Origin of the sequence: Streptomyces sp. ICBB 8177 (genome assembly GCF_003144095.1) — a bacterium.
Taxonomy (GTDB): domain Bacteria; phylum Actinomycetota; class Actinomycetes; order Streptomycetales; family Streptomycetaceae; genus Streptantibioticus_D.
Genome location: NZ_NSKH01000023.1, coordinates 259,886 through 284,081, shown reverse-complemented (window position 1 = coordinate 284,081; position 24,196 = coordinate 259,886). Strand labels below are relative to the sequence as shown.

Genomic DNA, 24,196 nt, shown 5'->3' with positions numbered 1-24,196 from the left:
GCGACGCCCCGCCGCGTCACCCGGTCGCGCCTGTCGGGGAAGGGATCGCCGCGGCCCGGCGGTCGTGCGGGAAGGCCCGCATGAGTCCCGCGTACAGCAGCAGCGCCGTGATCAGGCCGACCGCCCAGCCGTAGTCCGCCAGGGGTTTGAGGAACGGGATCATGCCGTGCGCCGGGAACGGGCCGCTGCCGGGGGCGGAGTACGAGCCGCCGACCGCCAGCACGCCGCCGACGGCGAACGCGGTCACCGCCCGCCAGTTCCAGCCCGCCCGGTACCAGTAGGGGCCGTCCTGGCGGTACAGGCCCGCGAGGTCGAGGCGGGTGCGGCGCACGATCCAGTAGTCGGCGATCAGGACACCCGCGACCGTGCCGAGCAGGCCGCCGACCACGCCGAGCCAGGTGTAGATGTAGACCTGCGGCGAGGAGATCAGCTTCCAGGGGAAGATCACGACCCCCACCACCCCGGTCAGCAGCGCGCCGCCCCGGAAGGTGAACAGCCGCGGCGCGAGGTTGGACAGGTCGTAGGCGGGCGAGACGACGTTGGCCGCGAGGTTGCAGCTGATGGTGGCGATCAGCACGGTCAGCAGCGCGAACAGCACGCCCGCCCAGTTCGACAGGTGGGAGGCGAGCTGGATCGGGTCCCACACCGGCTTGCCGTAGACCGCCTGCGAACCCGAGGTGACCAGCACCGACAGCAGCGCGAAGGCGGTCATCGTGGTCGGCAGGCCCAGTGACTGCCCCCGCACCTGCGCCCGTTGTCCCGCGCCGAAGCGGGTGAAGTCGGGGATGTTGAGCGACAGCGTGGACCAGAAGCCGATCATGCCCATCAGGGAGGGGAAGAAGACCGGCCAGAAGCGGTGGCCCCAGCCGAGCTTCGACGGCTGGTCGAGCAGCGGCCCGAGGCCGCCCGCCTTGACGGTGATCCAGACCAGCAGCGCGATCGCGCCGACGAGGACGAAGGGCGCGGCCCAGTTCTCGAAGCGCCGCAGCGTCTCCATCCCCCGCGCGATGACGGCGAGTTCGATCAGCCAGAAGACACCGAACGACAGCCACTGCGTCCACGGGTAGCCGCCGACGACGCCTGCGTTCGCCCAGCCGTGGCCGAAGAGCTTGCCGGCCAGGAAGAAGATGCCCTCGCCGCCGATCCACGTCTGGATGCCGAACCAGGCGCAGGCCACGGCGGCCCGCACCAGCGCCGGCAGGTTCGCCCCGCGCAGCCCGAACGACGCCCGGGCCAGCACGGGGAAGGGTATGCCGTACTTGGGCCCGGCATGCCCGGTCAGCAGCATCGGCACCAGCACGATCACGTTGGCCAGCGCGATGGTCAGCACCGACTGCTTCCAGTCCATGCCGAGCGCGACCAGGCCGGAGGCCAGCGTCCAGGACGGGATGTTGTGGGCCATGCCGACCCACAGGGCGGTGAAGTTGTACGTCGTCCAGTGCCGTTCGGCGAGCGGCACCGGGCGCAGGTCGGCGTTGGCGAAGCGGCCGTCGTCGGGCAGTTCGGCCGCGGACAGCTCCAGGGGCCCGTCGGCGGCGGCGGGCGGGCGTGCCGCCCCGGTGGTCATCTCTCCTGTCCCAGCGCCGGGATGACGTGTTCGCCGTAGGCGTCGACGACCGCCTCGCGGGCGTCGTGCATGGCGTACACCGCGAACTGGTCGACGCCCAGCTCCCGCAGCGCCCGCAGCTTCTCGAGATGCGCCTCGGGCGGCCCGATCAGGCAGAAGCGGTCGACCACGGCGTCCGGCACGAACGCGGTGTCGGGGTTGCCGGCCCTTCCGTGGTGCGCGTAGTCGTACCCCTGGCGGTCCTTGATGTACGCGGTCAGCTCGTCGGGGACCATGCCGGAGTGCTCGCCGTAGCGGCCGACCAGGTCGGCGACGTGGTTGCCGACCATCCCGCCGAACCAGCGGCACTGTTCGCGTGCGTGCGCCAGCGCGGCGTCGCTCCCGTCGGTGACGTACGCGGGCGCGGCCACGCAGATCGTCACCTCGCCGGGGTCGCGCCCGGCCTCCTCGGCTGCCGAGCGCACCGCCTTGACCATCCACTCGGTGAGGAACGGGTCGGCGAGCTGGAGGATGAAGCCGTCCGCGGTCCGCCCGGCGAGCGCCAGGGCCCTGGGCCCGTAGGCGGCCATCCAGACCGGCAGCCGGCCGTCCTTGACCCACGGGATGCGCACCGGGTTGCCGTCGACCTCGGCCTCGCGGCCCTCGGCGAGGTCGCGGATGACGCCGATGGCCTCGCCGAGCCGGGCGAGGGTGTTGGGCTTGCGGCCCGCGACGCGCATGGCGGAGTCGCCGCGGCCGATGCCGCAGACGGTGCGGTTGCCGTACATGTCGTTGAGGGTGGCGAAGGTGGAGGCGGTCACCTCCCAGCTGCGGGTGCCGGGGTTGGTGACCATCGGGCCGACGACGAGGCGTTCGGTGTGTTCCAGGATGCGGCTGTAGATGACGAAGGGTTCCTGCCACAGCACGGCGGAGTCGAAGGTCCAGCCGTAACGGAAGCCGTTGCGTTCGGCGCGGCGCATGAGTCCGACGACGGCTGAGGCGGGCGGATCGGTCTGCAGGACGAGTCCGAAGTCCATCAGTCGGCCCTACTTTCTGGTTCCTTCACAGCGGTTCGGACCGGCCGCCGCCACCCCGTGATCGCGCGGGGCGGCGGCGAACGGGGTCAGAGCAGGTACTGACAGGTGCCGCGCGGCTGGTACTGGCCGTGGCCCGCGCGGCCGACGAACTCGCGGCCTTCGATGACGAGTTCGCCCCGGGACAGGACCGTCTCCACCCGGCCGGTGATCCGGCGGCCCTCGTACGCCGAGTAGTCGACGTTCATGTGGTGGGTCTCGGCGGAGATCACCTGCTCGGCGCGCGGGTCGTAGACGACGATGTCGGCGTCCGCGCCCGGCGCGATGGTGCCCTTGCGCGGATGCAGCCCGAACATCCGGGCGGGCGTGGCGCAGGCCAGCTCGATCCAGCGGCGGCGGCTGATGTGGCCGTCGACCACGGCCTGGTGGAGCAGGTCCATCCGGTTCTCCACGCCGGGCAGGCCGTTGGGGATGCGGGAGAAGTCGCCGCGGCCGAGGTCCTTCTGCCCGGTGAAGCAGAACGGGCAGTGGTCGGTGGAGACCACCGACAGGTCGTTGGTGCGCAGGCCCCGCCACAGCGCCGCCTGGTGCTCGACGGGGCGCAGCGGGGTGGAGCAGACGTACTTGGCGCCCTCGAAGCCGGGTTCGGCGAGGTTGTCGGTGGACAGGAACAGGTACTGCGGGCAGGTCTCGCCGAAGACGTTGAGGCCCATGTCGCGGGCGCGGGCCAGTTCCTCGACCGCCTCGGTGGCGGAGACGTGGACGACGTAGAGCGGTGAGCCCGCGACCCGGGAGAGCTGGATGGCGCGATGCGTCGCCTCGGCCTCCAGCAGCGCCTTGCGGACCTCGCCGTGGTAGCGGGGGTCGGTCCTGCCGGCGGCCAGCGCCTGTTCGACCAGGACGTCGATGGCGATGCCGTTCTCCGCGTGCATCATGATCAACCCGCCGTTGACGGCGGCGCGTTGCATGGCGCGCAGGATCTTGCCGTCGTCGCTGTAGAAGACGCCGGGGTAGGCCATGAACAGCTTGAAGGAGGTGACGCCCTCCTCCACGAGGGTGTCCATCTCCTTGAGGGTGCGGTCGTTGACGTCCGCGAGGATCATGTGGAAGCCGTAGTCGATGGCGCAGCGGCCGTCGGCCTTGCCGTGCCAGGCGTCGAGCCCTTCGCGCAGCGACTTGCCGACGCTCTGGATGGCGAAGTCCACGATGGTGGTCGTGCCGCCCCAGGCGGCGGCGCGGGTGCCGGTCTCGAAGGTGTCGGAGGCGTAGGTGCCGCCGAACGGCATCTCCATGTGGGTGTGTGCGTCCACGCCGCCCGGGATGACGTACTTGCCGGTGGCGTCGATGACGCGGTCGGCGGTGGGCGTGAGGTCGGTTCCGGTGTCGCGGGCGAACAGGGCGACGACACGGCCGTGGTCGACCAGGACGTCGGCGTGGGTCTCCTCGGCGGCGGTGACGACCAGGCCGCCGCGGATGAGGGTGCTGGTCATGCGCGCTGTCCTTCCGTGGTGGCGGCATGGGCCTCGCGCAGCGCGCCTTCCAGGACGGCGGCGCCGCGTTCGGCCTCGGCGACGGTGAGCGTCAGGGGCGGCGCGATCCGCAGGACGTTGCCGGCGCGTCCGCCCTTGCCGATGAGCAGGCCGCCTTCGCGGGCGGCTTCCAGGACCGCGGTGGCGATCGCGGGCGACGGCTCGCCGGTGCCGGGTTCGACCAGTTCGACGCCGATCATCAGCCCGCGCCCGCGCACCTCGCGCACGACCGGGCTGGCGGCGGCGATCGACTGGAGCCTGGCGAGCAGCAGCCCGCCGACGCGGCGGGCGTTGCCCTGCAGGTCGTGGTCGACGAGATAGGTGAGGTTGGCGAGCGCGCCGGCGGTGGTGACGGGGCTGCCGCCGAAGGTGGAGATGGAGTTGGCGTCCAGGCAGTTCATCACCTCGGCCCGGGCGACGACGCCGCCCATGGACAGGCCGTTGCCGATGCCCTTGGCGAAGGTGAGGATGTCCGGTGGTCCGGCCTCGGCGTGCGCCTGCCACCCCCAGAAGTGGTCGCCGGTGCGGCCCCAGCCGGTCTGCACCTCGTCGGTGATCCACAGGATGCCGCGTTCCGCCAGCACCTCGCGGAACGCCGCGAGCAGCCCGTCCGGCGGCGAGGTGAACCCGCCGACGCCCTGCACCGGTTCGGCGATCAGCGCGGCGACGGTGCCGTTGGCCTGACCGAGCACGTCGCGCAGGTCCTCGACGCAGGCCGCGATGAACTGCGCGTCCGTCAGGTGTGTGAACGGGCCCCGGCTGCGGATGCCGCCGTGCACGTAGAGGGTCTGGAGCGGCGACAGACTCGTCGGCGACCAGGAGGAGTTGCCGGTGATCCCGATCGAGGTGAAGGAGCGGCCGTGGTAGCTGTTGCGCAGCGCCACGATCTGGTTGGAGCGGCGGAAGGTCGTGGCGAGCAGCAGTGCGGTGTCGTTGGCCTCGGTGCCTGAGGTGGTGAAGAAGACCCGGGCGTCGGGGATGCCGGACAACGCCGCGATGCGCTCGGCGAGTTCGACGGCGGTGCGGTTGAGGTAGAGGGTCGAGCTGTGCAGGATGCGGCCCGCCTGCTCGCTGACCGCCTTGGTGACCTCGGGCAGCGCGTGCGCGGTCATGGTGGTCAGGATGCCGCCGAAGAAGTCGAGGTACTCGCGTCCCTCGGCGTCCCAGACCCGGCGGCCCTCGCCATGGGTGATCTCGATGGGCTGCCGGTAGTAGGTGGCCAGCCAGTCCGGCATGACGGCGCGGTGGCGGGCGAAGAGCGCGGAGTGCGCGGGATCGGTCATGGCTGCCATAACGATCAGGGCTCCACGAGGTCGCCGTAGGCGTCGGGACGGCGGTCCCGGTAGAACGCCCACTGCTGCCTGACCTCGTCGATCAGCCCGAGGTCGAGGTCGCGCACGACCAGTTCCTCCTTGGTGTCGCTGGCCGGCTCCCCCACGAACCGGCCGCGCGGGTCGACGAAGTACGACGTGCCGTAGAAGTCGTTGTCGCCGTACTCCTCCTGGCCGACGCGGTTGATCGCGGCGACGAAGTACTCGTTGGCGACGGCCGCCGCGGGCTGCTCCAGCTGCCACAGGTAGGCGGACAGACCGCGCGAGGTGGCGGACGGGTTGTAGACGATCTGCGCCCCGGCCAGGCCCAGCGCCCGCCAGCCCTCGGGAAAGTGCCGGTCGTAGCAGATGTAGACGCCGACCTTGCCGACGGCCGTGTCGAAGACCGGCCAGCCGAGGTTGCCGGGCTTGAAGTAGTACTTCTCCCAGAAGCCCTTGACCTGCGGGATGTGGTGCTTGCGGTAGGTGCCCAGCACGGTCCCGTCGGCGTCGATGACGGCGGCGGTGTTGTAGTAGAAGCCGGACTGCTCGATCTCGAAGACCGGGACGACGATCACCATGCCGGTCTCCCGGGCCAGCGCCCGCATGCGCTGGACGGTGGGGCCGTCCGGGACCGGCTCGGCCCAGCGGTAGTGCTCCGGCTCCTGCACCTGGCAGAAGTACGGGGCGTTGAAGACCTCCTGGAACCCGATGATCTTCGCGCCCTGGGCGGCTGCCGCACGGGCGTGCTCCTCGTGCTTGGCGATCATCGATTCGGTGTCACCGGTCCAGGTGGCCTGGACGAGTGCGGCGCGTACGACTGTGGCCATGACCAGCTCCTCTGACGCGACGTCAAGCGGGGTCTACGCACGTAGAACCCGCTGAGGGAAAGACGGTAAGAGCGCATCACCCACTGTGGCAATACGTAGGTCGTTACTCAACGAAGACGATCACGTTTCGTCCGGTCACGATCGCCGGAGGCCGCCGTCTGGCCACCGGGCGCCCGCCGAGGACGGCCGGACCGGCGGGCGGGTTCGACAGGCAGACTTGGCAGTCTGCCTGTCGATCGCTTACGGTGCCGGAGTGCCTGAACCGGATCCCTCACGTACCGCCGTCGAGCTGGCGACCGCCGTCGCGCAGCTCAGCCGGCGCATGCGGGCCGCCGCGCCGCACGGCGGGCTCACGCCGTCACAGCGCATCGTGCTGGGCCGCCTCGCGGAAGGGGACGCCACGACGGCGGCGCTGGCCCGGGCGGAACGCGTGCGGCCCCAGTCGATGCGCCTGACCGTCGCCGCGCTGGAGGAGCAGGGGCTGGTCGAGCGCCGCCCCGATCCCGGGGACGGCCGTCAGGTCGTCGTGTCGCTCACCGCGGCCGGCGCACGGTGCGTCGCCTCGGCGCGGGACGCCAAGCGCGGCTGGCTGACCGAGGCCATCGAGACCGAGCTGACCGAGGCACAGCAGCGCACCCTGACCGAGGCCGTCGCCCTGCTGAGGCGGCTGGCTCAGTCCTGACGCTCCCGAACCACCCAGGCCGCAAACAGGCCGGAACCACCCAGGAAAGAAGGCGGCACCCATGCCCGCTACGCAACTCGACCCCCGTACCGCGCTCGTCCTCGTGGACCTCCAGAAGGGCATCGCCGGCGCCCCGGTCCAGCCGCTGCCCGCCGCACAGGTCGTGGGCAACGGCGCGCGGCTCGCCGCCGCGTTCCGCAAGGCCGGACTGCCGGTCGTGCTGGTCAACGTGACCGGCGGCGCCCCGGGCCGCACCGAGCGGTCCCACTCCGGCGGTCAGCCGCCCGCCGACTGGGCCGACCTGGTGCCGGAGCTGGACCAGCAGCCGGACGACATCACCGTCACCAAGCAGACCTGGGGCGCGTTCCACGGCACCGCCCTCGACGATGAGCTGCGCAGGCGCGAGGTGACCCAGGTGGTCGTCGCCGGCATCGCGACCAGCATCGGCGTGGAGTCCACCGCGCGTGCCGCCTACGAGCACGGCTACAACGTCACCGTCGCGACCGACGCGGTGACCGACCTCGACCCGGAGACCCACCGGGTCAGCGTCGAGAAGATCCTCCCCCGCCTCGGCGAGACCGACACCACGGACGCGATCATCGCGCTGCTGGGCTGAGCCGGACGGGCCGACGGCCCATCGGAGGCGGCGGGCGCACGGCGACGCGCCCGCCGCCTTTCCGTCTGCGTGCCGGGGCGCGACCGCCTGTGCGCCGGGGCCCCACCGGCCACCCTCCTCGCAACGCGCCGTCAGTCCCGCTCCTGATCGTGCACCCGCGCCCGGGGTGGCCAGCTGCCCGGTTCCAGCAGGCCGAGGACGTACGCGCGGGCGACCAGGGCGGCCCGGTTGGGCGCCTGGAGCCTGCGCGCGAGCCTGCCCAGGTGGTAGTTGACTCCGTCCACGGTGAGGTCCAGCGCGCGGGCGATCGCGGCCGTGGTGGCCCCTGAGGCCACCAGCGCCAGCACCGCCGCCTCCCGTTCGCCCAGCTCCACACCGCGGGGCGGATCCAGGCAGGCGCGGGGCGGCTCCTCCTCGCGCAGCGTCACCAGCAGCGCCGGAGCGGTCTGCGTGTCGCCCCCGACCGGCTCCACGGTGAGCTGACCGGTGCCGCACGCGCCGCCCGCGCCCTGCCAGCGCACCCGCAGCGGGTAGCGGGAGCGGCGGCCGGTGCGCAGCGCCTCGGCCAGCCGCCACAGCCGGTCGTGGTCCTGCGGGTCGAACAGGTCGAGCAGCCTGCGGTCGCGCAGCTGCCCGGGCCGCAGTCCCCACAGCGCGGCGAACGGCGGATTGACGCCCGAGACCACGCCTTCGGTGTCGGCGATCGCGATCGGCACCGGCGAGCGGTCGAGCAGCATGATGAAGCGGTTGTGCCAGGCGGCCGCCTCCCGCCGCCAGTGCGCGGCCCGTCCGCCCGCGTCGTGCGGTCCGGACTCCCGGCCGTCGTCCGCTCGGGGCTCCCGCCCGTCGTCCGCCACCGGCCCGCCCATCACATCGCACAGGTCCTGTCCAGCCCCCGGGGGTGTCCGCCCACTACACGAACGTGCAGTCGCCGGGTCCTGGGCGCTTCCGGCGTTCGCCATCGTGGAAGGGGCGGCGGATCGCTGGTCACCCATCAGCACGTCGCTCCAGGGAGGGAGCCCCCATGACGCGCAGTGCTGACCGGACCGCGATCCCGGTGGCCGACATGACCCGTGAGGGCCTGGGGACACGTCCGCTCCAGCGGACGATGGAACTGGCCAGGGAGCACGGGCCGCTGTTCGTGCGGCGGTACGGAGAGCGTGACGCGCTCTTCGCCTGCTCGCTGGACCTGGTGAACGAGCTCGCCGACGAGGAGCGGTTCGCCAAGGCGGTCGGCCCGGCGCTCGAACACGTCAGGGAGTTCGCCGGGGACGGGCTGTTCACCGCGTACAACGACGAGCCCAACTGGGCGAAGGCGCACGACATCCTGCTGCCCGCCTTCGCGATGGGTTCCCTGCGCACCTACCACCCCACGATGCTACGGGTCGCCCGGCGCCTGATCGCCTCCTGGGACGCGGCGCTGGCGGACGGCCGCCCGGTCGAGGTGGCCGAGGACATGACGCGGATGACGCTGGACACCATCGGGCTGGCCGGGTTCGGCTACGACTTCGGCTCGTTCGGGCGCAGCGAGGAGCACCCGTTCGTCGCGGCGATGGTGCGCTGTCTCGCGCATTCCCAGGGCCTGCTGGCACGCCGCCCGGACGACGGGCTGGACCACGCGGCGCAGGACGCGGCGTTCCGCGCGGACGCGGACTACCTGGCCGGGGTGGTGGACGAGGTGATCGACGCGCGGCGCGCGAGCGGTGAGGCGGGCACCGGCGACCTGCTGGGGCTGATGCTCCAGGCACCGCATCCGGTCTCCGGTGAGACGCTGGACCCGGCCAACATCCGCAACCAGGTCATCACCTTCCTCATCGCGGGCCACGAGACGACGTCCGGTGCGCTGTCCTTCGCGCTGTACCACCTGCTGAAGAACCCGGCGGTGCTGAGCCGGGCGCGCGACGAGGTGGACGCGTTGTGGGGCGACGCGGCCGACCCGCGGCCCGCGTTCGAGGACGTGGGGCGGCTGACGTACGTACGACAGGTGCTGTGCGAGGCACTGCGGCTGTGGCCGACGGCCGCCGTCTTCGGGCGCACCGCCAGGCGGAACACCGAACTGGGCGGCGGGAGGCTGCCGATGCGGGCCGGGGACACCGCGTTCGTGCTGACGCCTATGCTGCACCGCGACCCGGTGTGGGGCGACAACGCGGAGTTGTTCGACCCGGACCGCTTCGCGCCGGAGCGGGAGGCGGCGCTGCCCCCGCACGCCTTCAAGCCGTTCGGCACCGGTGAACGCGCCTGCATCGGGCGGCAGTTCGCACTGCACGAGGCGGTGATGCTGCTCGGGCTGCTGATCCACCGCTACCGCTTCCTCGACCACACCGGCTACCACCTGCGGATCCGCGAGACGCTCACCCTCAAGCCGGAGGGCTTCACCCTGAAGCTCGCCCGGCGCACCGAGCGCACGACGGCCCCGCAGCCGGGCACCGGGACCGGGGAGCCGGAGACGGACGGGAGTGCCGCCCTGGCGACGCGGGTCATGCCGGGGACCGCGCTGACCGTCCTGCACGGCTCCAACCTCGGCGCCTGCCGCGAACTGGCCGGTCAACTGGCCGACCTGGGCGCCGAGCTGGGGTGCGAGGTGGGCGTGGCCCCGCTCGACGCGTACGCGGACGGCACGCTGCCGCGCACCTCCCCGGTCGTCATCGTCGCCGCCTCCTACAACGGGCGGCCCACGGACGAGGCCGCCGCGTTCGTCTCCTGGCTGGAGGGCGAGAACGCCTCGGCGGACGGCGTGCGGTACGCGGTGCTGGGCGTCGGCGACCGCAACTGGGCCGCCACCTACCAGCGCGTGCCCACGCTCGTGGACGGCCGCCTGGCGGCCCTCGGCGGGGAACGCCTGCTGCCCAGGGGCGAGGCGGACGCGGGCGGCGACCTGGCGGGTGGGGTGCGGCGGTTCACCACCGCGCTGCGGCACGCGCTGCTGGCCCGGTACGGCGACCGCGACAGCGCGGGCGACGCGGGTGGCACCGCCTCCGGTCCCGCGCACGAGGTCGCCGTCCTGACCGGCGGCCCGCTCGACGCGCTGGCGCGGCGGCACGAGGTGGTGCCCATGACGGTGGTCGAGTGCCGCGAACTGGTCGACATGACGCACCCGTTGGGCCGCTCCAAGCGGTTCGTCCGGCTCGCGCTGCCCGAGGGCGTCACCTACCGGACCGGCGACCACCTGGCCGTCCTGCCGGTCAACGACCCGGAGCAGGTGGAGCGGGCCGCCCGCCTGCTCGGCGCCGACCCGGACGCGGTGCTCTCCGTCCACCCGCGCCGCCCCTCGCGCGGCGCGCTGCCGGTCGACCGCCCGCTGCCGGTCCGCGAACTCCTCTCCCATCACCTGGAGTTGGCGACGCCGGCGACCGCCGAGCAGATCGCCGTCCTGGCCGACCACGACCCGTGCCCGCCCGAGCGGCTCGCCCTGAAGGAGCGCCGGCCCGGCCCGGACAGCGTGCTGGACCTGATCGAGCGGCACCCGGCGCTCGTCGGCACGCTGGAGTGGGCGACGGTGCTGGAGCTGCTGCCCGCGCTGCGTCCGCGCCACTACTCGATCTCCTCCTCCCCCGCCGGCTCGCCCCGCCACGTGGACCTCATGGTGTCGCTGCTGCGGGCACCGCACCGGTCGGGCGAGGGCACGTACACCGGCGCGGGGTCCGCGTGGCTGAACCGGGTGCGCCCGGGCGAGACGGTGTACGCGAGGGTGGCGTCGTGCCGCGAGGCGTTCCGCGTCCGGACCGACGTCCCCGCGATCATGGTGGCGGCGGGCACCGGCCTCGCGCCGTTCCGCGGCGCCGTCGCCGACCGGGTCGCGCTGCGCGCCGCCGGAGGCCAACTCCCGCCCGCGCTGCTGTACTTCGGCTGCGACCACCCGGACGTCGACCTGCTGCACGACGGCGAGCTGCGGGCGGCCGAGGCATGCGGAGCGGTCGGTCTGCGCCCGGCGTTCTCGCACGCGCCGCGTGACGGGCAGCGCTACGTCCAGCACCGCGTCGCCGCGGAGGCGCGCGAGGTGTGGGAGTTGCTGGAGGCCGGCGCGGTGGTCTACGTCTGCGGCGACGCGGCCCGGCTGGCACCGGGCGTACGGGAGGCGTTCTCCCAGGTGTACGCGCGGTGCGCGCCGGGGGCCGGGGACCCTGCCGCGTGGCTCGACTCCCTGGTGGCGCAGGGCCGTTACGTCGAGGACGTGTACGCGGCGGGGTGAGGGCGCGCGGGGGCCGGGCGCGCGGGCTGCCCGGCCCCCGCGCACGCGCTCTTGACCCGCGCCGCGTACCGCACTACGGTCCCAGCCCACCAAGTAAGGAAACTTTCCTATTGATTGGTGGAGGCAACGGTGGACGACACGCGGGCACGTCACCGCAGGCGCGCACGGCGAACGGCTCTCGCCGCCGGTGCCGCGACGGGCGGCCTGCTCGTCGCGGGTCTCGCCGTCCCGGCCCAGGCGGCCCGCGCGCCGCACGCCACCGCGCACGCCACGACCGCGTTCGTCAGGGTCGACCAGGTGGGCTTCCTGCCGACCGAGACCAAGCAGGCGTACGTGATGGCCGCCGGCAAGCTGTCCGGGGAGCGCTATCGCGTACTCGACGCGGCGGGCCGGACCGTGCTGTCGGGCAGCGTCGGCACGAGCAGCCGCGGATCGTGGAACGCGGCGTACCCGGACGTCTACCCCGTCGACTTCAGCGCCCTGCGCACGCCCGGCACCTACCGCGTCCAGCTCACCGGCGGCGCCCCGGCCACCTCGCCCACGTTCCGCGTCGAAGCCGCCGGGGGGCTCTACGGCAAGCTGGTGGCCGACGGCGTGACGTTCTTCCAGAACCAGCGCGACGGCTCCGACGTGATTCCCGGCGCCCTCGGCCGCGAGCCCTCGCACCTCCACGACGCCAAGGCCACCGTCTACGACGACCCGCACTTCGCCTCCGGTGGCTCGGACACCATCACCGACGAGGACCTCACCGAGGCGGGCGCGACCGCCGACGTCGAGGGCGGCTGGTTCGACGCGGGCGACTTCCTGAAGTTCACCCACACCACCGCGTTCGGCGACGCGCTGCTGTTCGCCTCGCAGCGGGCGCTGGGCGGCGCGGCGCCCGCGTCGCTGGAAGCGGAGGCGCACTTCGGCGAGGAGTGGCTGAACAGGATGTGGGACCAGTCGGCGAAGACGCTCTACCTCCAGGTGGGCATCGGGGAGGGGAACGCGGCGGGCACCTTCACGGGCGACCACGACCTGTGGCGGCTGCCGGAGAGGGACGACGGCGACACCTCGTCCGCCGACCGCTACTCCGCCGCCCACCGCCCGGTCTTCCGCGCCGCCGCGCCCGGCGCACGGATCAGCCCCAACCTGGCCGGCCGGGTCTCCGCCGCCTTCGCGCTCGCCGCCCAGGTGGACGCCGCGTCCGACCCGAGGCGGGCCGCCGCCGAGTACCGCGCCGCGACCTCGCTCTACGCGATGGCGGACACCACGAACCCGCCCTCACCGCTGACCACCGCACTGCCGAACGCGTACTACCCGGAGTCGACATGGCACGACGACATGGAGTTCGGCGGCGCCGAGATCGCGCTCGCCGCCCACGCACTCGGCCACGACCCGTCCGCGTACCTGAAGGCCGCCGCCACCTGGGCGAAGGACTACATCGCACACGACAAGGGCGACACCTTCAACCTCTACGACACCTCGGCGCTCGCCCACGCCGACCTGATCAGGGCCATCGAGGCGGCGGGCCGTCCGTCCGGGCTCGCGGTGACCACCGGCGACCTCCTGGCGGACCTCAGGCGGCAGGTCTCGTCGGCCGCCGCCAAGGCCGGCGCGGACGTCTTCCACGCGGGCGGGGACTACGACGACTTCGACGTGGACTCGCACACCTTCGGCTTCCTGACCACCGAGGCGCTCTACGAGCAGGCGGGCGGCGGGCGCGGCTACGCGGGCTTCGCCACCGAGCAGCGGGACTGGCTGCTGGGCGCCAACGCGTGGGGCGCGAGCTTCATGGTCGGCGAGGGCACCGACTACCCGCGCTGCATGCAGCACCAGGTCGGCAACCTCAAGGGTTCGACCGACGGCTCGGCCCCCGTCGACACCGGTGCGGTGGTCAACGGGCCCAACGGCTCGGGTCAGTTCAGCGGCGGACTCGGCGACTACCAGGACGGCATGCGCCACTGCCCGGCGAGCGGTGACCCGTACAGCGCCTTCACCGGGCACGGCAGCCGCTACGTGGACGACGTGCGTTCCTGGCAGACCAGCGAACCGGCGCTGGACATGACCGGCTCGGCGATCCTCGGCGCCGCGCTCCAGGAAGCGAACGCCGACCGGTGAGGGCGCCGACCGATGTGGCCGGCCGCCAAGAGGCGAGGGCGCCGAGAGGTGAGCCCCCGGGAGCCGGGGTCTACGAGGTCGCGCCGAAGCCCGAGTCGTGGCTCCACAGGTGGGTGCAGTTCGGGCACTGCAGATGCAGGGTGCGGCCTTTGTTGGACAGCAGGTAGCGCCAGTGCTCGGCGCAGGTGCGGCCCGCGCCGCAGGTCCCGCAGTCCTGGTGGTCGGCGCAGCCCGGGCACGGCACCCAGGCCCGGCGGCCCAGGTCGGCGCTGGGGTCAATCGGCAGCATGCCCGTACCCCTCCAGCGGCGGCAGCACGCCGGCTGCCTCCAGCCGCCGGTAGACGGCGAGTTGCTCCTCGTCCAGCGAGGAGTAGAGCATCCGGTACGCCTCGCGCTCGCCGTCCAGGACCGCGGCCGGGTCCCAGGCGTCGCCGAGCGCGGCGACGACCTCGGCCTGGCGGCGCGCTTCCTCGCGGGTCAGGTCGATGTCGAAGGCGTGCTGCTGCTCGGTCATGGCGGCGCTTCCGGGGTCGCGGGGTGATGGCTCCTTCCGTGGTAGCAAAGCGACCCGCGCCCCGGACAGCCCCGACCGGAAAATGCGACGAAGGTCTCGTACGGTGACAGGCCGGACGGCGGACCCAGCGGAATCGGGCAGAGGCCGCGGGCCGGCGCGCTCAGGCGGCCAGGCCGATGACCAGCCACATGAAGCCGGTACCGGCCACCGTGCACAGCAGCGTGGACAGCGACGGGTGCGGGCTGTGCGCCTCGGGCAGGATGTCGGAGGTGGCCAGGTAGAACAGGAATCCCGCGAAGAAGCCCAGGTAGAGGCCGAGCACGCCCTGCGGGATGGTGAACGCCAGCGTGATCGCCGCGCCCGCGACCGGCGCCAGCGCGTCGCAGGCCAGCAGTGCGAAGGCCCTGCGGCGGGCGTTCCCGTACAGCCGGGTGATCGTGTACGTGTTGAAGCCGTCGGCGAAGTCGTGGGCGATCACGGCGATGGCGACCACCGTGCCCACCGTGGAGCCCGCCTGGAACGCGGCACCGATGGCGAACCCGTCCATCACGCTGTGCCCGACCAGCGCGGACGCGGCGGCCAGCCCCAGTCCCTGGGAGCCGCCCCCGTGGCTGTGGCCGTGGGAACGCGCGTGGCCGTGGGAATGCGCCGCGTACTCGCCCTCGTGGGCGCGGTGGATGGCGACCGAGCGCTCGATCACGTGGATGCCGAGGAATCCCACGACGAACATCAGCAGCGCGGCGGGCACGCCGAACACCTCGCGCGGCTGCGCGTCCAGCGCCTCGGGCAGCAGGTCGAACCCGACCACGCCGAGCATCAGCCCCGCGGCCAGGCCGAGGACCAGGTGGCGCCGGTCGCCGATCCGGTGGGCGACCACCCCGCCCACCACCGTCATGAGGAACGCGCCGACCGCGACCAGTACCGCCATGGGGTCATGATCCCGCCAGGTCACGCGGCCCGCCGCACCGGGGTGGTCCGTATGGGCCGGGCGGACGGCGCGGGCGGGCCGGATTGCCATTACTCGCGGTAATGACACGAGCCGCGGGGGAGGCCGGCGAGCCGGGCCCGACGCGATCACACCGCCCGGGCCAACCCGCCGTGTCCGCGAGAATCCTCAGATCTCCCCGCGGTCGAAGACCCGCGAGGCGAGCGTGGCCCGTTCGTCCTGCGGGATCGAGGTCCACCGGGTGCCGCGGATGGCACCTTCGAGGGCGAACAGCGTGTGACTGCGCGCGTCCTCCGGCAGTTCCCCGCTGATCTTGGCGAAGGCCGCCGCGGCACCGAGGCGCCGCAGCTCTTCCGCGTCGCTCACCCCGGCGCCCCGCAGCCGGTCGGCGAGGATCGCGCCGATGTTGGGGAGCTTTTCCAGAGATTCCATGTGTATCTCCCGGTCTGCGACAGTTCGTGACCTGTTCCGCCATGATGCCCGCCCGCGGCCCCAATCCCGTGCACGCGGGGCCGTCCATGGCCGTGAACCAGGTCTTGTCCGGGATTCGGGATTACGGCACCGTACAGCCGACCGATGATCAGAAACCTTGATCAGACGATGATCTGAAGAGGGGAACGGATGACACGGCACCACTGGATACGGCGATCACGCGGGCTCGTCACGCTGGCCGCCGCCGCGGCCTTGACCCTCGGGGGCGCCGCGGCCCCCGCCCTCGCGGCCACCCCGGCGACCTCCGCCACGAGCCCCGCGTCCCCGGCGTCGGGGCCCGAGGTGGACTACCAGGACCCGGTCAGCGCGGCGCCGCCGGTCAGCCGCCCGGCGACCCGGCACTGCACGGTGGCGGTGCTGCGGCACGACTTCGGCAACACCATCAGCGACCCGCCCTACGCCACCACCGTCACCCCGCCCGCGGCCTGCGCGGGACCGTGGACCAAGGTGGTCATGAACTGGTCGGGCAGCATCAAGGGCCGGCAGTACGACCGGCTGGCCGGGGTCTGGCTGGGCGGCGCGGAGATCTTCCGCACCAGCACGCCCGAGCCGGACGACAAGGGCATCAGCTGGAACGTGGACAAGGACATCACCGAGTTCACCCCGCTGCTGCGCCACCCGCAGCAGCTCCAGGTCGAGCTGGGCAACGTTGTCAACAGCACGTACACCGGCGTCTTCCACATGCGGATCACGTTCACCTACTACCTGGCCGACGCCCGCCACCCGGCCGCCCGCACCGCCGACCAGGTGCTGCCGGTGTCGGATCCCACGCCCGGCGCGCAACCCTGGTTCCAGCTGGGCAAGGGGCAGTCGGCGTCCCGTTCGCTGACCTTCCCGCGTGATCTGACCAGCGCCAGGCTGGAGTTGTACGCGCGCGGCGGCGGCTGCGACGAGCAGTGGTTCGACGACGTCCCGGACGACCTCGCGGCGACCGCCCCCGACTACCTGTGCGGCGGCGGCCCGTACCGCGAGGTGCTGGTCAGCGTGGACGGCCGTCCGGCGGGGCTGGCGCAGCCGTACCCGGTGGTCTACTCCGGCGGCATCGTTCCCACGCTGTGGCGTCCCGTCCCGGCGATCGACCAGTTCCGCACGCTCGCCTACGACCTGGACCTCACCCCGTTCGCGGGCGTCCTGGCGGACGGCCGCGCGCACACCCTCACGCTCACCCCGTACGGCGCCGACGACACCTGGACGGTGGGCGGTTCGCTCTTCCTCGGCACCGACCACGGCCGGGCGCACACCGGCGGCGCGGTCACCTCCGACACCCTGGCGGCGACGCCGACGGTGACCACGAAGGAGACCAGGCAGGCGGACGGCGGCACCGACGTGGCGGTCGGCACGCACCGCGACTGGTCGATCAGCGGGTACGTCGACACCTCGCACGGCCGCGTGACCACCACCGTCCGCCAGGCGTACACCTACAGCAACGACGACGTGGTCTCGGCGACCGGCCAGTCCCAGCGGGTCCGCCAGCGCGACGCGGGCACCACCACGGTCACCACGCGGGGCGCGGGGACGGGGCGCTCCGAGCGGAGCACCTGGTCGTATCCCATCGACGTGGACAGCGACGTGGCGTCCCTCGTGGACGACAACAACTACGCGCTGTCCGCCACCGTGACGCAGGGCCGGGAGCTGACCGACAGCGTGCGCGCCGGCGCGTACGGCGCGTGGCGCACCACGGCCACCACCGACGACCGTCTGACGGCCACCGGTGAACTGGCCAAGAAGGACGGCGTGGTGCAGACCGCGGACGGCACCTCGACCGAGCGCTACCACGGCACGACGGACGACGGGGCGTGCTGGACGCGTTCACTGCGGGCCGCGCACGGCTGGATCACTTCGGACCGCGGCAGCCTCGTACCCGGCGGCTGCGGGAGGTAGGCCGGACGCGGCGGGCGCGTGAAGGCGTCAGTTCGCCGACTCGCCAACTCGCCGGTTCGTCAGCCGAGGGGTGCGGGGCGCTCGGTCCCGTGCCCCTCGGCGACCTCCGCGTACATCTGGGCGAGTTCGGGAGTGCCGCCGTCCGCCCAGGCCCGGCCCGCGCGGGACGCACCGTGCCGCGGCCGCCTGGCGCGACGGGTCAGCCGCGGACCGTGTAGACCTTGCGCAGCGTCTCGCGCACCGTCCAGGTCGTGCGGTCGCCCTCGCGCAGCACGCAGACGTCGCCGGGGCCGACCTCGATCACCCGGCCGTCCTCGAAGGCGATCGCGGCGTTGCCGCTGACCACGGTGAACAGCTCGTCCGCCTCGGTGTCGGTCACCACGCCCGGGGTGATCTGCCAGATGCCGTGCTCCACGGCGCCGTCCGGCGAGCGCCACAGCACCGCGCTCGTGACCTCGGGGGTGCCGGAGACGATCTGCTCCGGGTCGAGCGGGTCCGGCGCCAGTTCGGCGTCGGCGACGTGCAGGGCGAAGGGCGGGACGGCGCTGGTGCTCATGACCGGCGAGCCTACGCGGCCGGTCCGCCCCGCGGCGCCGACACCTTGCGTGCCGTGCGGCCGGGCCGCGTACAGCCCGTAAAGCGGCGGGCCTCGACGTGGTGGACGCTCGCGCGCCGTCGGCGGCTCAGGCCTCCAGGTCCACCACGACCGGCGCGTGGTCGGAGGCGCCCTTGCCCTTGCGCTCCTCGCGGTCCACGAACGCGTCGGTGACGGCCTTGGCGAACGGCTGGTTGCCGTAGACCAGGTCGATGCGCATGCCGCGGTTCTTGGGGAAGCACAGCTCGCGGTAGTCCCAGTAGGTGAACGGCTGGTCGTACTTGAGCGGGCGCGGCACCACGTCGCTCAGGCCCGCGTCCCGCAGCGCGGCGAGCGCGGCCCGTTCCGGCTCGGTGACGTGGGTCAGTCCCTCGAAGCGGGCGCGGTCCCACACGTCCTCGTCGGTGGGCGCGATGTTGTAGTCGCCGAGCACGGCGAACGGCCGCTCGCCCGCCGCGTCCTGGACGACCGCGTCGCGCAGCGCCTGGAGCCAGCGCAGCTTGTACGCGTAGTGGTCGTGCCCGACCTCGCGGCCGTTGGGCACGTAGACGGACCAGACGCGGGCCGGGCCGCAGGTGGCGGCCAGCGCCCGGGCCTCCGGCGCCTCTCCGTCCGGGTAGCCGGGCTGGCCGGGCAGGCCCGCCGTGACGTCGGCGAGCCCGACCCGGGAGAGCACGGCCACGCCGTTCCACCGGCCGGAGGCGTTGACCGCGGCCTCGTAGCCCAGCTCCCGCAGCGGCTCGTACGGGAAGGACGCCTCGGCGACCTTGAGCTCCTGGAGGCACAGCACGTCCGTGCCGGACTTCTCCAGCCAGGCCAGCAGCCTGGGCAGCCGGGCGGTGATCGAGTTGACGTTCCAGGTCGCGATGCGCAGTGCCATGCCTGGCAATCTACCGCCCGCCACCGACAACCCGGCCCCCCGCCGCCCGGCGCCCGTCAGGCGAGCTGGGCGCTCTCGCCCGGCAGCAGCCGCGCGTACTCGGCGCCGGTGGTCACGCCGCCGGGGCCGAGGTTGCGGGCGTAGACCGACAGGCCCAGGTCGTTGAGCAGCCCGTCGTGCACGGCGTAGGCCCGGGTCGGGGAGACGGCGCGCACGTAGTCGGCGACCTCGGAGAACTTGTTCCACGGCGCGTGCACCGGCAGCAGCAGCGTCTCGATGGACTGGTCGGGCACGGTCAGCGCGTCCCCGGGATGGAAGACGGAACCGTCCACCAGGAAGCCGACGTTGGTGATGCGGGGGATGTCGGGGTGGATGACGGCGTGCAGCTCGCCGTGGACCTGGACCTCGAAGCCCGCGGCGGTGAACGTGTCGCCGTGGCCGACCGTGGTCACCCTGCCGGGGAAGGCCGCCGCGACCTGGTCGGCGACGCTGCGCAGGGTCCAGATCCTGGCCTCGGGGTTGGCGTCGAGCGCGGCACGCAGCCTGCCCTCGTCGAAGTGGTCGAGGTGCTCGTGGGTGACGAGGATCGCGTCCGCACCGGCCGCCGCGTCCTGTTCGGTGAACGCGCCCGGGTCGATGACGAGCGCGCGGCCCTCCTTCTCCAGACGGACGCAGGCGTGACCCTTTTTGATCATCTTCATGCGAGCCATGATGGCACCGGGCCGGGCCGCCCGGCAGTGCGGCGCGATCCCGGTACCCGGCCAACCACCCTGGCGCCCGGCCTCCTCCCGGCGCTCGCTCGTGCGGTCCGTCAGCCCGGCAGCCTCGTCTCCTCCGCGATGACCCGCTGGGCCACGGCGAACGCCGAGTTGGCGGCGGGCACGCCGCAGTAGACGGCGGTCTGGAGGAGGACCTCGCCGATCTCCGCCGGGGCGAGGCCGTTGCGCAGCGCGGCGCGCACGTGGAACGCCAGCTCCTTGAGGTGGCCGCCGGCGACCAGCGCGGTCAGGGCGACGACGCTGCGGGTCCTGCGGTCCAGGCCGGGGCGGTTCCACACCTCGCCCCAGGCGTAGCGGGTGACGAACTCCTGGAAGTCGCCGGTCAGGTCGTCGGCGGCGGCGTTCGCCCGGTCCACGTGGGCGTCGCCCAGCACCTCGCGGCGGATCCGCATCCCGTCCTCGTACGGGTCCGGGCGGCCGGGGGGCGCGGGGGCGGCGGGCACCGGGGGCGCGTCCGGGGGCATGGCGTGCGCCCCGGTGGCGGACGGCGCGGCGTGCGCAGGGCCGGCCTCGGGGGCGGTGCGCAGGGGCGGAGCCGACGGTGGCATGAGGCGCTCGGACCAGGCGGCGGTGAAGTGCCGCACGACCAGGTCGGTGACCGCCCTCGGCTGTTCGACCGGGGCCAGGTGGGAGGCGCCGGGCACCACGGCGAGCCGGGCGTCGTGCACCGCGGCGACCAGCGCACGGGCGTCGGCCGGTGGCGTGCTGGGGTCCTCGGCGCCCGCGACGACCAGCGTCGGCACCTCGATCCGGCCCAGCTCGGCGCGTACGTCGTAAGTGGCGAGCGCCTCGCAGGCGGCGATGTAGCAGTCCGCGTCGGTGGTGCGCACCATCTGCACGGACCACTCGACGATGCCCGCCTGCGCGGCCCGGAACGCGGGGGTGAACCACTGCTCGGGGGTGGTCATCGCGATCTGGCCGAGCCCGCCGGAGCGCACCACGACGCCGCGCTGCCGCCAGGCGTCCGGGGTGTCGAAGCGGGCGGAGGCGGAGACCAGCGCCAGCGAGGCGACCCGGTGCGGGTGGCGCAGCGCCAGCTCGACGCCGATGGCGCCGCCCAGCGAGCAGCCCGCGTAGCCGAACCGCTCGACGCCCAGCTCGTCGAGGGTGGCGAGCAGCCGCTCGGCCAGCTCACCCACCGACGCGGCCGGTTCCGCCGGGGCACCGCCGTGCCCCGGCAGATCGAAGCGGACGACTCGCCACTGCCCGGCCAACTCGGGCACCTGCCGGTCCCACATGTGCCAGGTGGTACCCAGTGAGGGACCCAAGATCAGGACCGGAGCGTCTTCTGGCCCGTCAAAGCGGTATTGCAGGGTGTTCGGTGGTGTCTCACTCACGCCCCAGACCCTCTCACGTCTCACGAAATCTCACACGGCCAGGTGAACCCGGCGGCTCGTGACCCTCGCGGCGCGGCACGCCCGGCACCGCCGAGACCCTCATGGGTCCACGTACGGGTTTCTTCGATGTGCACGCCTGACCGTGGGGACAGTGCGTCCTCCCGGCTCGCGCACCCTCCCAATCCCTGCGCCGCCCAGCTTCCCGCCCTCGGCACGGCTTCCAGACGGTCTGGTTTGCAGCAAAGCGTGTAGTGCCGTCCCCAAGGTCGGCATGACGCACCTGAAAACCTTCCGGGATTCACCGACGAACAGCCCGAACGCCACACAGCGGGCAAGCTCTGCCTTGCCTCGCAGGAGGGGAGACGTTGGCCGCAGCTTGGCCGCCCCTCCCCCGTTGCCGTCGCTGGCCCACAACCAGCAGCCGGCCTCCGGGTCACCTCGATTTGACTGCCATACCGCTGGGCAGGTCCCTCAATCGGCAGGCCGCCTGATTCACGCTTGCCCCTCCGTCGCAGCACCGTGCAGGCCGTCCCACGTTGTGGCGGCTCCGCGGAGGTCCTCCACGTCCGGCTTCACGTACCACTTCTTGGTGGTCTTGACGTTCGTGTGTCCGGCCCACCGGGCAAGGATGTGATCCGGCACGCCTTTGTTGGCGAGGTATGTGAGGCAGGAGGAGCGAGCGTCGTAGAGGCGCACTCTGCGGAGTTCAAGGATCTCCATGAGCCGGTAAGCGCGTCTGCGGAGCTGCTTGATCGTGAAGGCTGCCCCGGTCTCGTGCACCACGACGTATCCGGAATCCGAGTAAGCCTCACCGAGGACGAGCTTCTCCTTGGCTTGGAGAGCCCTGAACGACTTGAGGGCAGCCAGCACCGGTGCCGGCAAAGGAAGATCCCGTTCCCCAGCCAGGGACTTGGTGTCCTTCTCCACAACGTACCGATTTCCCATCATCGTCCGCGTGTTGGCTATGGTGATCGTGGCGGCTTCCAAGTCCACGTCTTCCCATCGGAGTCCGCAGACTTCAGCCGGGCATAGACCCATGAGGGACAGCAAGAGGGCAGCGTAAAGCCGTTCTGTCCGGACACCGTGAATGAACGTCTGAATCTCCTGCACGTTCCACGGCTTCACCTCCTGCTTCTTCTTTCGCTCTTCTTTACGTGCCCTACGTGGGATGGTCACATGTTGGGCTACATTCATGGTTACTAGCCGACGCGTAACGGCTCGATTCAGGGCGTCCTTCAATCGGGCGAGACTCATCTCCACGCTGGTCACTCCAAGCGGAGTACCTGCTTTGTCACCGCGTACCCGCCCATGCTTCAACGCCCAGTGCATCCAATTTTCTACATCTTCCTCGGTGAGTTCTTGAAGCCGGATGCGCCCCAGCCTCCCCCGAACTCGATCGAGGGTAACCCGATAGTTGTAAATAGTGGTCTCTTCCAGATCCTCTGCCTTCATGGCCAGCCACCGATCAAGCCACTCATTTACATTTATCTGGTTGGGCGGTACGAACGTCCCTTCCTCGCGGCGGTTGGTGATGCGCGCGCACTCAGCCTTCGCCTCCTTGAGAGTGGCGAACGTACGAGTCAGCTGTTTGCGCCTCCCGGTGGCAGGGTCGATGCCTACGTCGACTACGAACCGGTAGCGCACCTGTCCCCTGGAGTTGGGTAAAAGCTTCTTGATCGGAACGGACAGGGGGTACTCACTCTCCTTCAAGGGGACCTGCACGAGCAGGGCGCCGGATCATCTGGCTAGCACCAGACCACTGCCATTCCGTTTCACGGGCTGCTGAGTTCGCTGCAGCTCCGCCACCAAGCACAGCCGCGCATGCGAACGTCCTCAAGGAACCTCACGATCGCCGGTTTCGCTAACCGGCGATCGTCGTCTATGTTGCGCACCGCATCACGAAGGCGGCATCTGCTTAGGCCCGCCGCAGCCAGGGCCAGCCGACGCGCAACCAGGTGCGCGCCGTCCGTGGCGAGCACCAGCAGACCGTCATCGGTGAGGCGGTCGAGATTCCGGGCAGCGAGTCGCTCGTCCTGATGGCGAGTGCCACTTGCCGTGTTGCGGCGCCAAGACGTGCCGCACAGTATGCGAGGGCGGCACTGACGCTGCGATAGCCGGGTTGCAACAGGTCCTCGCCGAACAGGCCAGCCACGCAAAGGCAGACGTACAGCCCGACGGAAAGGGTCCCGTAGTCGCCGGCTGCCTGGCTGTACCAGGCGTTCAGACGTGCCGCGGGTATAAAGAGCGGGTGCAGTGAAGCGAGCGGATCGAATAGCGGGGTCAGACAGGCGGACCTCCCCAAGTAGGAGCCCTGCCAGCAAGGCAGTCACACGGGTGCAGGATTCCAAGGCATTTCGCAACCTGGGCCGCAGTGGAGCATCCGCACATCCTGGCCTGGTATTTTCCGGGACGTTGTACGTTGACATGGTCCGGACGGAGGTATCCAGTCCTGTGGTCCTATTTCTCGTCTGCCGTGAGCGAATGCCCGCCGACAGCCAGCAAGTCCTCCTGTCGCGGGCTTGTGAAGCGCACGGGCCCGGCGCCTGCATAATGCAGCCGCACAACCTCGTTGATGAGAACCTGCCACCGCGGTGCCGAAGCGACGCGCCACCCCGCATGGCCCGCCGTCACTTGACTGGTACAGGTCGTGGTCGAGCGGGACTGCTGCACGGATAGGTGACATCTGACCTGGCTTGCTGAGAGGCGGCCTGGAAGGATGTTGCAGTGCCCAAGCCGTATCCGAAGGAGTTCCGCGAGGACGTCGTGCGGGTCGCGCGCAACCGCGAGCCCGGCGTCACGCTGGAACAGATCGCCGCCGACTTCGGCGTCCCTGCAACTATTCAGGATGAAAGAGGTTCAATGAGCGGCAGCTGTCGGTGTTGCAGTGGGTGGGAGCCGGGTGCCCTGCAGGCGTAGGGAACACCAGCTCCTACAA

At 71.9% G+C, this 24,196-nt stretch carries 21 protein-coding genes; 6 read left to right on the top strand and 15 right to left on the bottom strand.

Features of this window, described 5'->3' with window-relative positions; genetic code table 11:
* Nucleotides 1-16: 16 nt before the first annotated feature.
* The 5 genes from CK485_RS21750 to CK485_RS21730 all read right to left on the bottom strand — a co-directional run bounded on the left by CK485_RS21750 (nt 17) and on the right by CK485_RS21730 (nt 6,249).
* Nucleotides 17-1,567: an NCS1 family nucleobase:cation symporter-1 gene (locus CK485_RS21750; protein ID WP_109453550.1), complete on the bottom strand. Its 1,551-nt coding sequence runs from the start codon at nt 1,565-1,567 to the stop codon at nt 17-19.
* A complete protein-coding gene (locus CK485_RS21745) occupies nt 1,564-2,583 on the bottom strand; it encodes a TIGR03842 family LLM class F420-dependent oxidoreductase (protein ID WP_109453549.1) in 1,020 nt (339 codons plus the stop codon). The genes CK485_RS21750 and CK485_RS21745 overlap by 4 nt, the downstream gene beginning before the upstream one ends.
* Nucleotides 2,584-2,669: 86 nt before the next feature.
* Nucleotides 2,670-4,070 carry a dihydropyrimidinase gene (gene hydA / locus CK485_RS21740; protein ID WP_109453548.1) on the bottom strand — a complete coding sequence of 467 codons (1,401 nt, stop codon included), beginning with the start codon at nt 4,068-4,070 and terminating at the stop codon, nt 2,670-2,672.
* Nucleotides 4,067-5,392 (bottom strand): aspartate aminotransferase family protein, encoded by a 1,326-nt coding sequence (locus CK485_RS21735; protein WP_109453547.1) that lies wholly within the window; start codon nt 5,390-5,392, stop codon nt 4,067-4,069. Before CK485_RS21735 ends, hydA begins: the two co-directional genes overlap by 4 nt.
* 14 nt (nt 5,393-5,406) lie before the next feature.
* Nucleotides 5,407-6,249: a nitrilase-related carbon-nitrogen hydrolase gene (locus tag CK485_RS21730; RefSeq protein WP_109453546.1), complete on the bottom strand. Its 843-nt coding sequence runs from the start codon at nt 6,247-6,249 to the stop codon at nt 5,407-5,409.
* A gap of 253 nt (nt 6,250-6,502) precedes the next feature.
* Here CK485_RS21730 and CK485_RS21725 point away from each other — a divergent pair, with 253 nt between their 5' ends.
* Together CK485_RS21725 and CK485_RS21720 are read left to right on the top strand one after the other, a co-directional pair.
* The gene (locus CK485_RS21725; RefSeq protein WP_241968523.1) at nt 6,503-6,931 is read left to right on the top strand and encodes a MarR family transcriptional regulator; all 429 of its coding nucleotides are present in this window, start codon (nt 6,503-6,505) and stop codon (nt 6,929-6,931) included.
* Between the two features lie 61 nt (nt 6,932-6,992).
* Nucleotides 6,993-7,547: an isochorismatase family protein gene (locus CK485_RS21720; RefSeq protein ID WP_109453545.1), complete on the top strand. Its 555-nt coding sequence runs from the start codon at nt 6,993-6,995 to the stop codon at nt 7,545-7,547.
* Nucleotides 7,548-7,678: 131 nt separating this feature from the next.
* Here the strand turns inward: CK485_RS21720 and CK485_RS21715 are convergent, their stop codons facing one another.
* Nucleotides 7,679-8,416 (bottom strand): LuxR C-terminal-related transcriptional regulator, encoded by a 738-nt coding sequence (locus tag CK485_RS21715; protein ID WP_241968522.1) that lies wholly within the window; start codon nt 8,414-8,416, stop codon nt 7,679-7,681.
* A gap of 155 nt (nt 8,417-8,571) precedes the next feature.
* Here CK485_RS21715 and CK485_RS21710 point away from each other — a divergent pair, with 155 nt between their 5' ends.
* Nucleotides 8,572-11,736: a cytochrome P450 gene (locus CK485_RS21710; RefSeq protein ID WP_109453544.1), complete on the top strand. Its 3,165-nt coding sequence runs from the start codon at nt 8,572-8,574 to the stop codon at nt 11,734-11,736.
* A 129-nt stretch (nt 11,737-11,865) separates the two neighbouring features.
* A complete protein-coding gene (locus tag CK485_RS21705; RefSeq protein WP_199239471.1) occupies nt 11,866-13,836 on the top strand; it encodes a glycoside hydrolase family 9 protein in 1,971 nt (656 codons plus the stop codon).
* A gap of 70 nt (nt 13,837-13,906) precedes the next feature.
* On the opposite strand, the gene CK485_RS21700 is transcribed toward CK485_RS21705, so the two are convergent.
* The 4 genes from CK485_RS21700 to CK485_RS21685 form a co-directional block, all read right to left on the bottom strand.
* Entirely contained in the window at nt 13,907-14,125 is a 219-nt protein-coding gene (locus tag CK485_RS21700) for a hypothetical protein (protein ID WP_109453543.1), read from the bottom strand.
* On the bottom strand, nt 14,112-14,351 hold the full coding sequence (locus tag CK485_RS21695) for a DUF6400 family protein (RefSeq protein ID WP_109453542.1): 240 nt from the start codon (nt 14,349-14,351) through the stop codon (nt 14,112-14,114). Before CK485_RS21695 ends, CK485_RS21700 begins: the two co-directional genes overlap by 14 nt.
* Before the next feature lie 160 nt (nt 14,352-14,511).
* On the bottom strand, nt 14,512-15,279 hold the full coding sequence (locus CK485_RS21690) for a ZIP family metal transporter (protein ID WP_109453541.1): 768 nt from the start codon (nt 15,277-15,279) through the stop codon (nt 14,512-14,514).
* A gap of 186 nt (nt 15,280-15,465) precedes the next feature.
* Nucleotides 15,466-15,729, bottom strand: a complete 264-nt coding sequence (locus tag CK485_RS21685; RefSeq protein WP_109453540.1) for a TfoX/Sxy family DNA transformation protein — start codon at nt 15,727-15,729, stop codon at nt 15,466-15,468.
* 189 nt (nt 15,730-15,918) lie between these two features.
* Between CK485_RS21685 and CK485_RS21680 the strand changes: the two genes are divergently transcribed.
* Complete coding sequence (locus CK485_RS21680; RefSeq protein ID WP_109453539.1) at nt 15,919-17,670, top strand: peptide-N4-asparagine amidase; 1,752 nt, start codon at nt 15,919-15,921, stop codon at nt 17,668-17,670.
* A gap of 199 nt (nt 17,671-17,869) precedes the next feature.
* Here CK485_RS21680 and CK485_RS21675 read toward each other — a convergent pair whose 3' ends face one another.
* From CK485_RS21675 to CK485_RS21655, 5 genes are all read right to left on the bottom strand, one after another.
* Nucleotides 17,870-18,226 (bottom strand): cupin domain-containing protein, encoded by a 357-nt coding sequence (locus CK485_RS21675; protein ID WP_109453538.1) that lies wholly within the window; start codon nt 18,224-18,226, stop codon nt 17,870-17,872.
* A gap of 127 nt (nt 18,227-18,353) precedes the next feature.
* Complete coding sequence (locus CK485_RS21670) at nt 18,354-19,139, bottom strand: exodeoxyribonuclease III (RefSeq protein ID WP_109454316.1); 786 nt, start codon at nt 19,137-19,139, stop codon at nt 18,354-18,356.
* A gap of 62 nt (nt 19,140-19,201) precedes the next feature.
* Nucleotides 19,202-19,846, bottom strand: a complete 645-nt coding sequence (locus CK485_RS21665) for an MBL fold metallo-hydrolase (protein ID WP_109453537.1) — start codon at nt 19,844-19,846, stop codon at nt 19,202-19,204.
* Between the two features lie 110 nt (nt 19,847-19,956).
* Nucleotides 19,957-21,261: a 3-oxoadipate enol-lactonase gene (gene pcaD / locus CK485_RS21660; RefSeq protein ID WP_109453536.1), complete on the bottom strand. Its 1,305-nt coding sequence runs from the start codon at nt 21,259-21,261 to the stop codon at nt 19,957-19,959.
* 492 nt (nt 21,262-21,753) lie between these two features.
* Nucleotides 21,754-22,983 (bottom strand): tyrosine-type recombinase/integrase, encoded by a 1,230-nt coding sequence (locus tag CK485_RS21655; RefSeq protein ID WP_241968521.1) that lies wholly within the window; start codon nt 22,981-22,983, stop codon nt 21,754-21,756.
* 1,002 nt (nt 22,984-23,985) lie between these two features.
* Between CK485_RS21655 and CK485_RS29120 the strand changes: the two genes are divergently transcribed.
* On the top strand, nt 23,986-24,177 hold the full coding sequence (locus tag CK485_RS29120) for a hypothetical protein (RefSeq protein ID WP_199239470.1): 192 nt from the start codon (nt 23,986-23,988) through the stop codon (nt 24,175-24,177).
* Nucleotides 24,178-24,196: the final 19 nt, after the last annotated feature.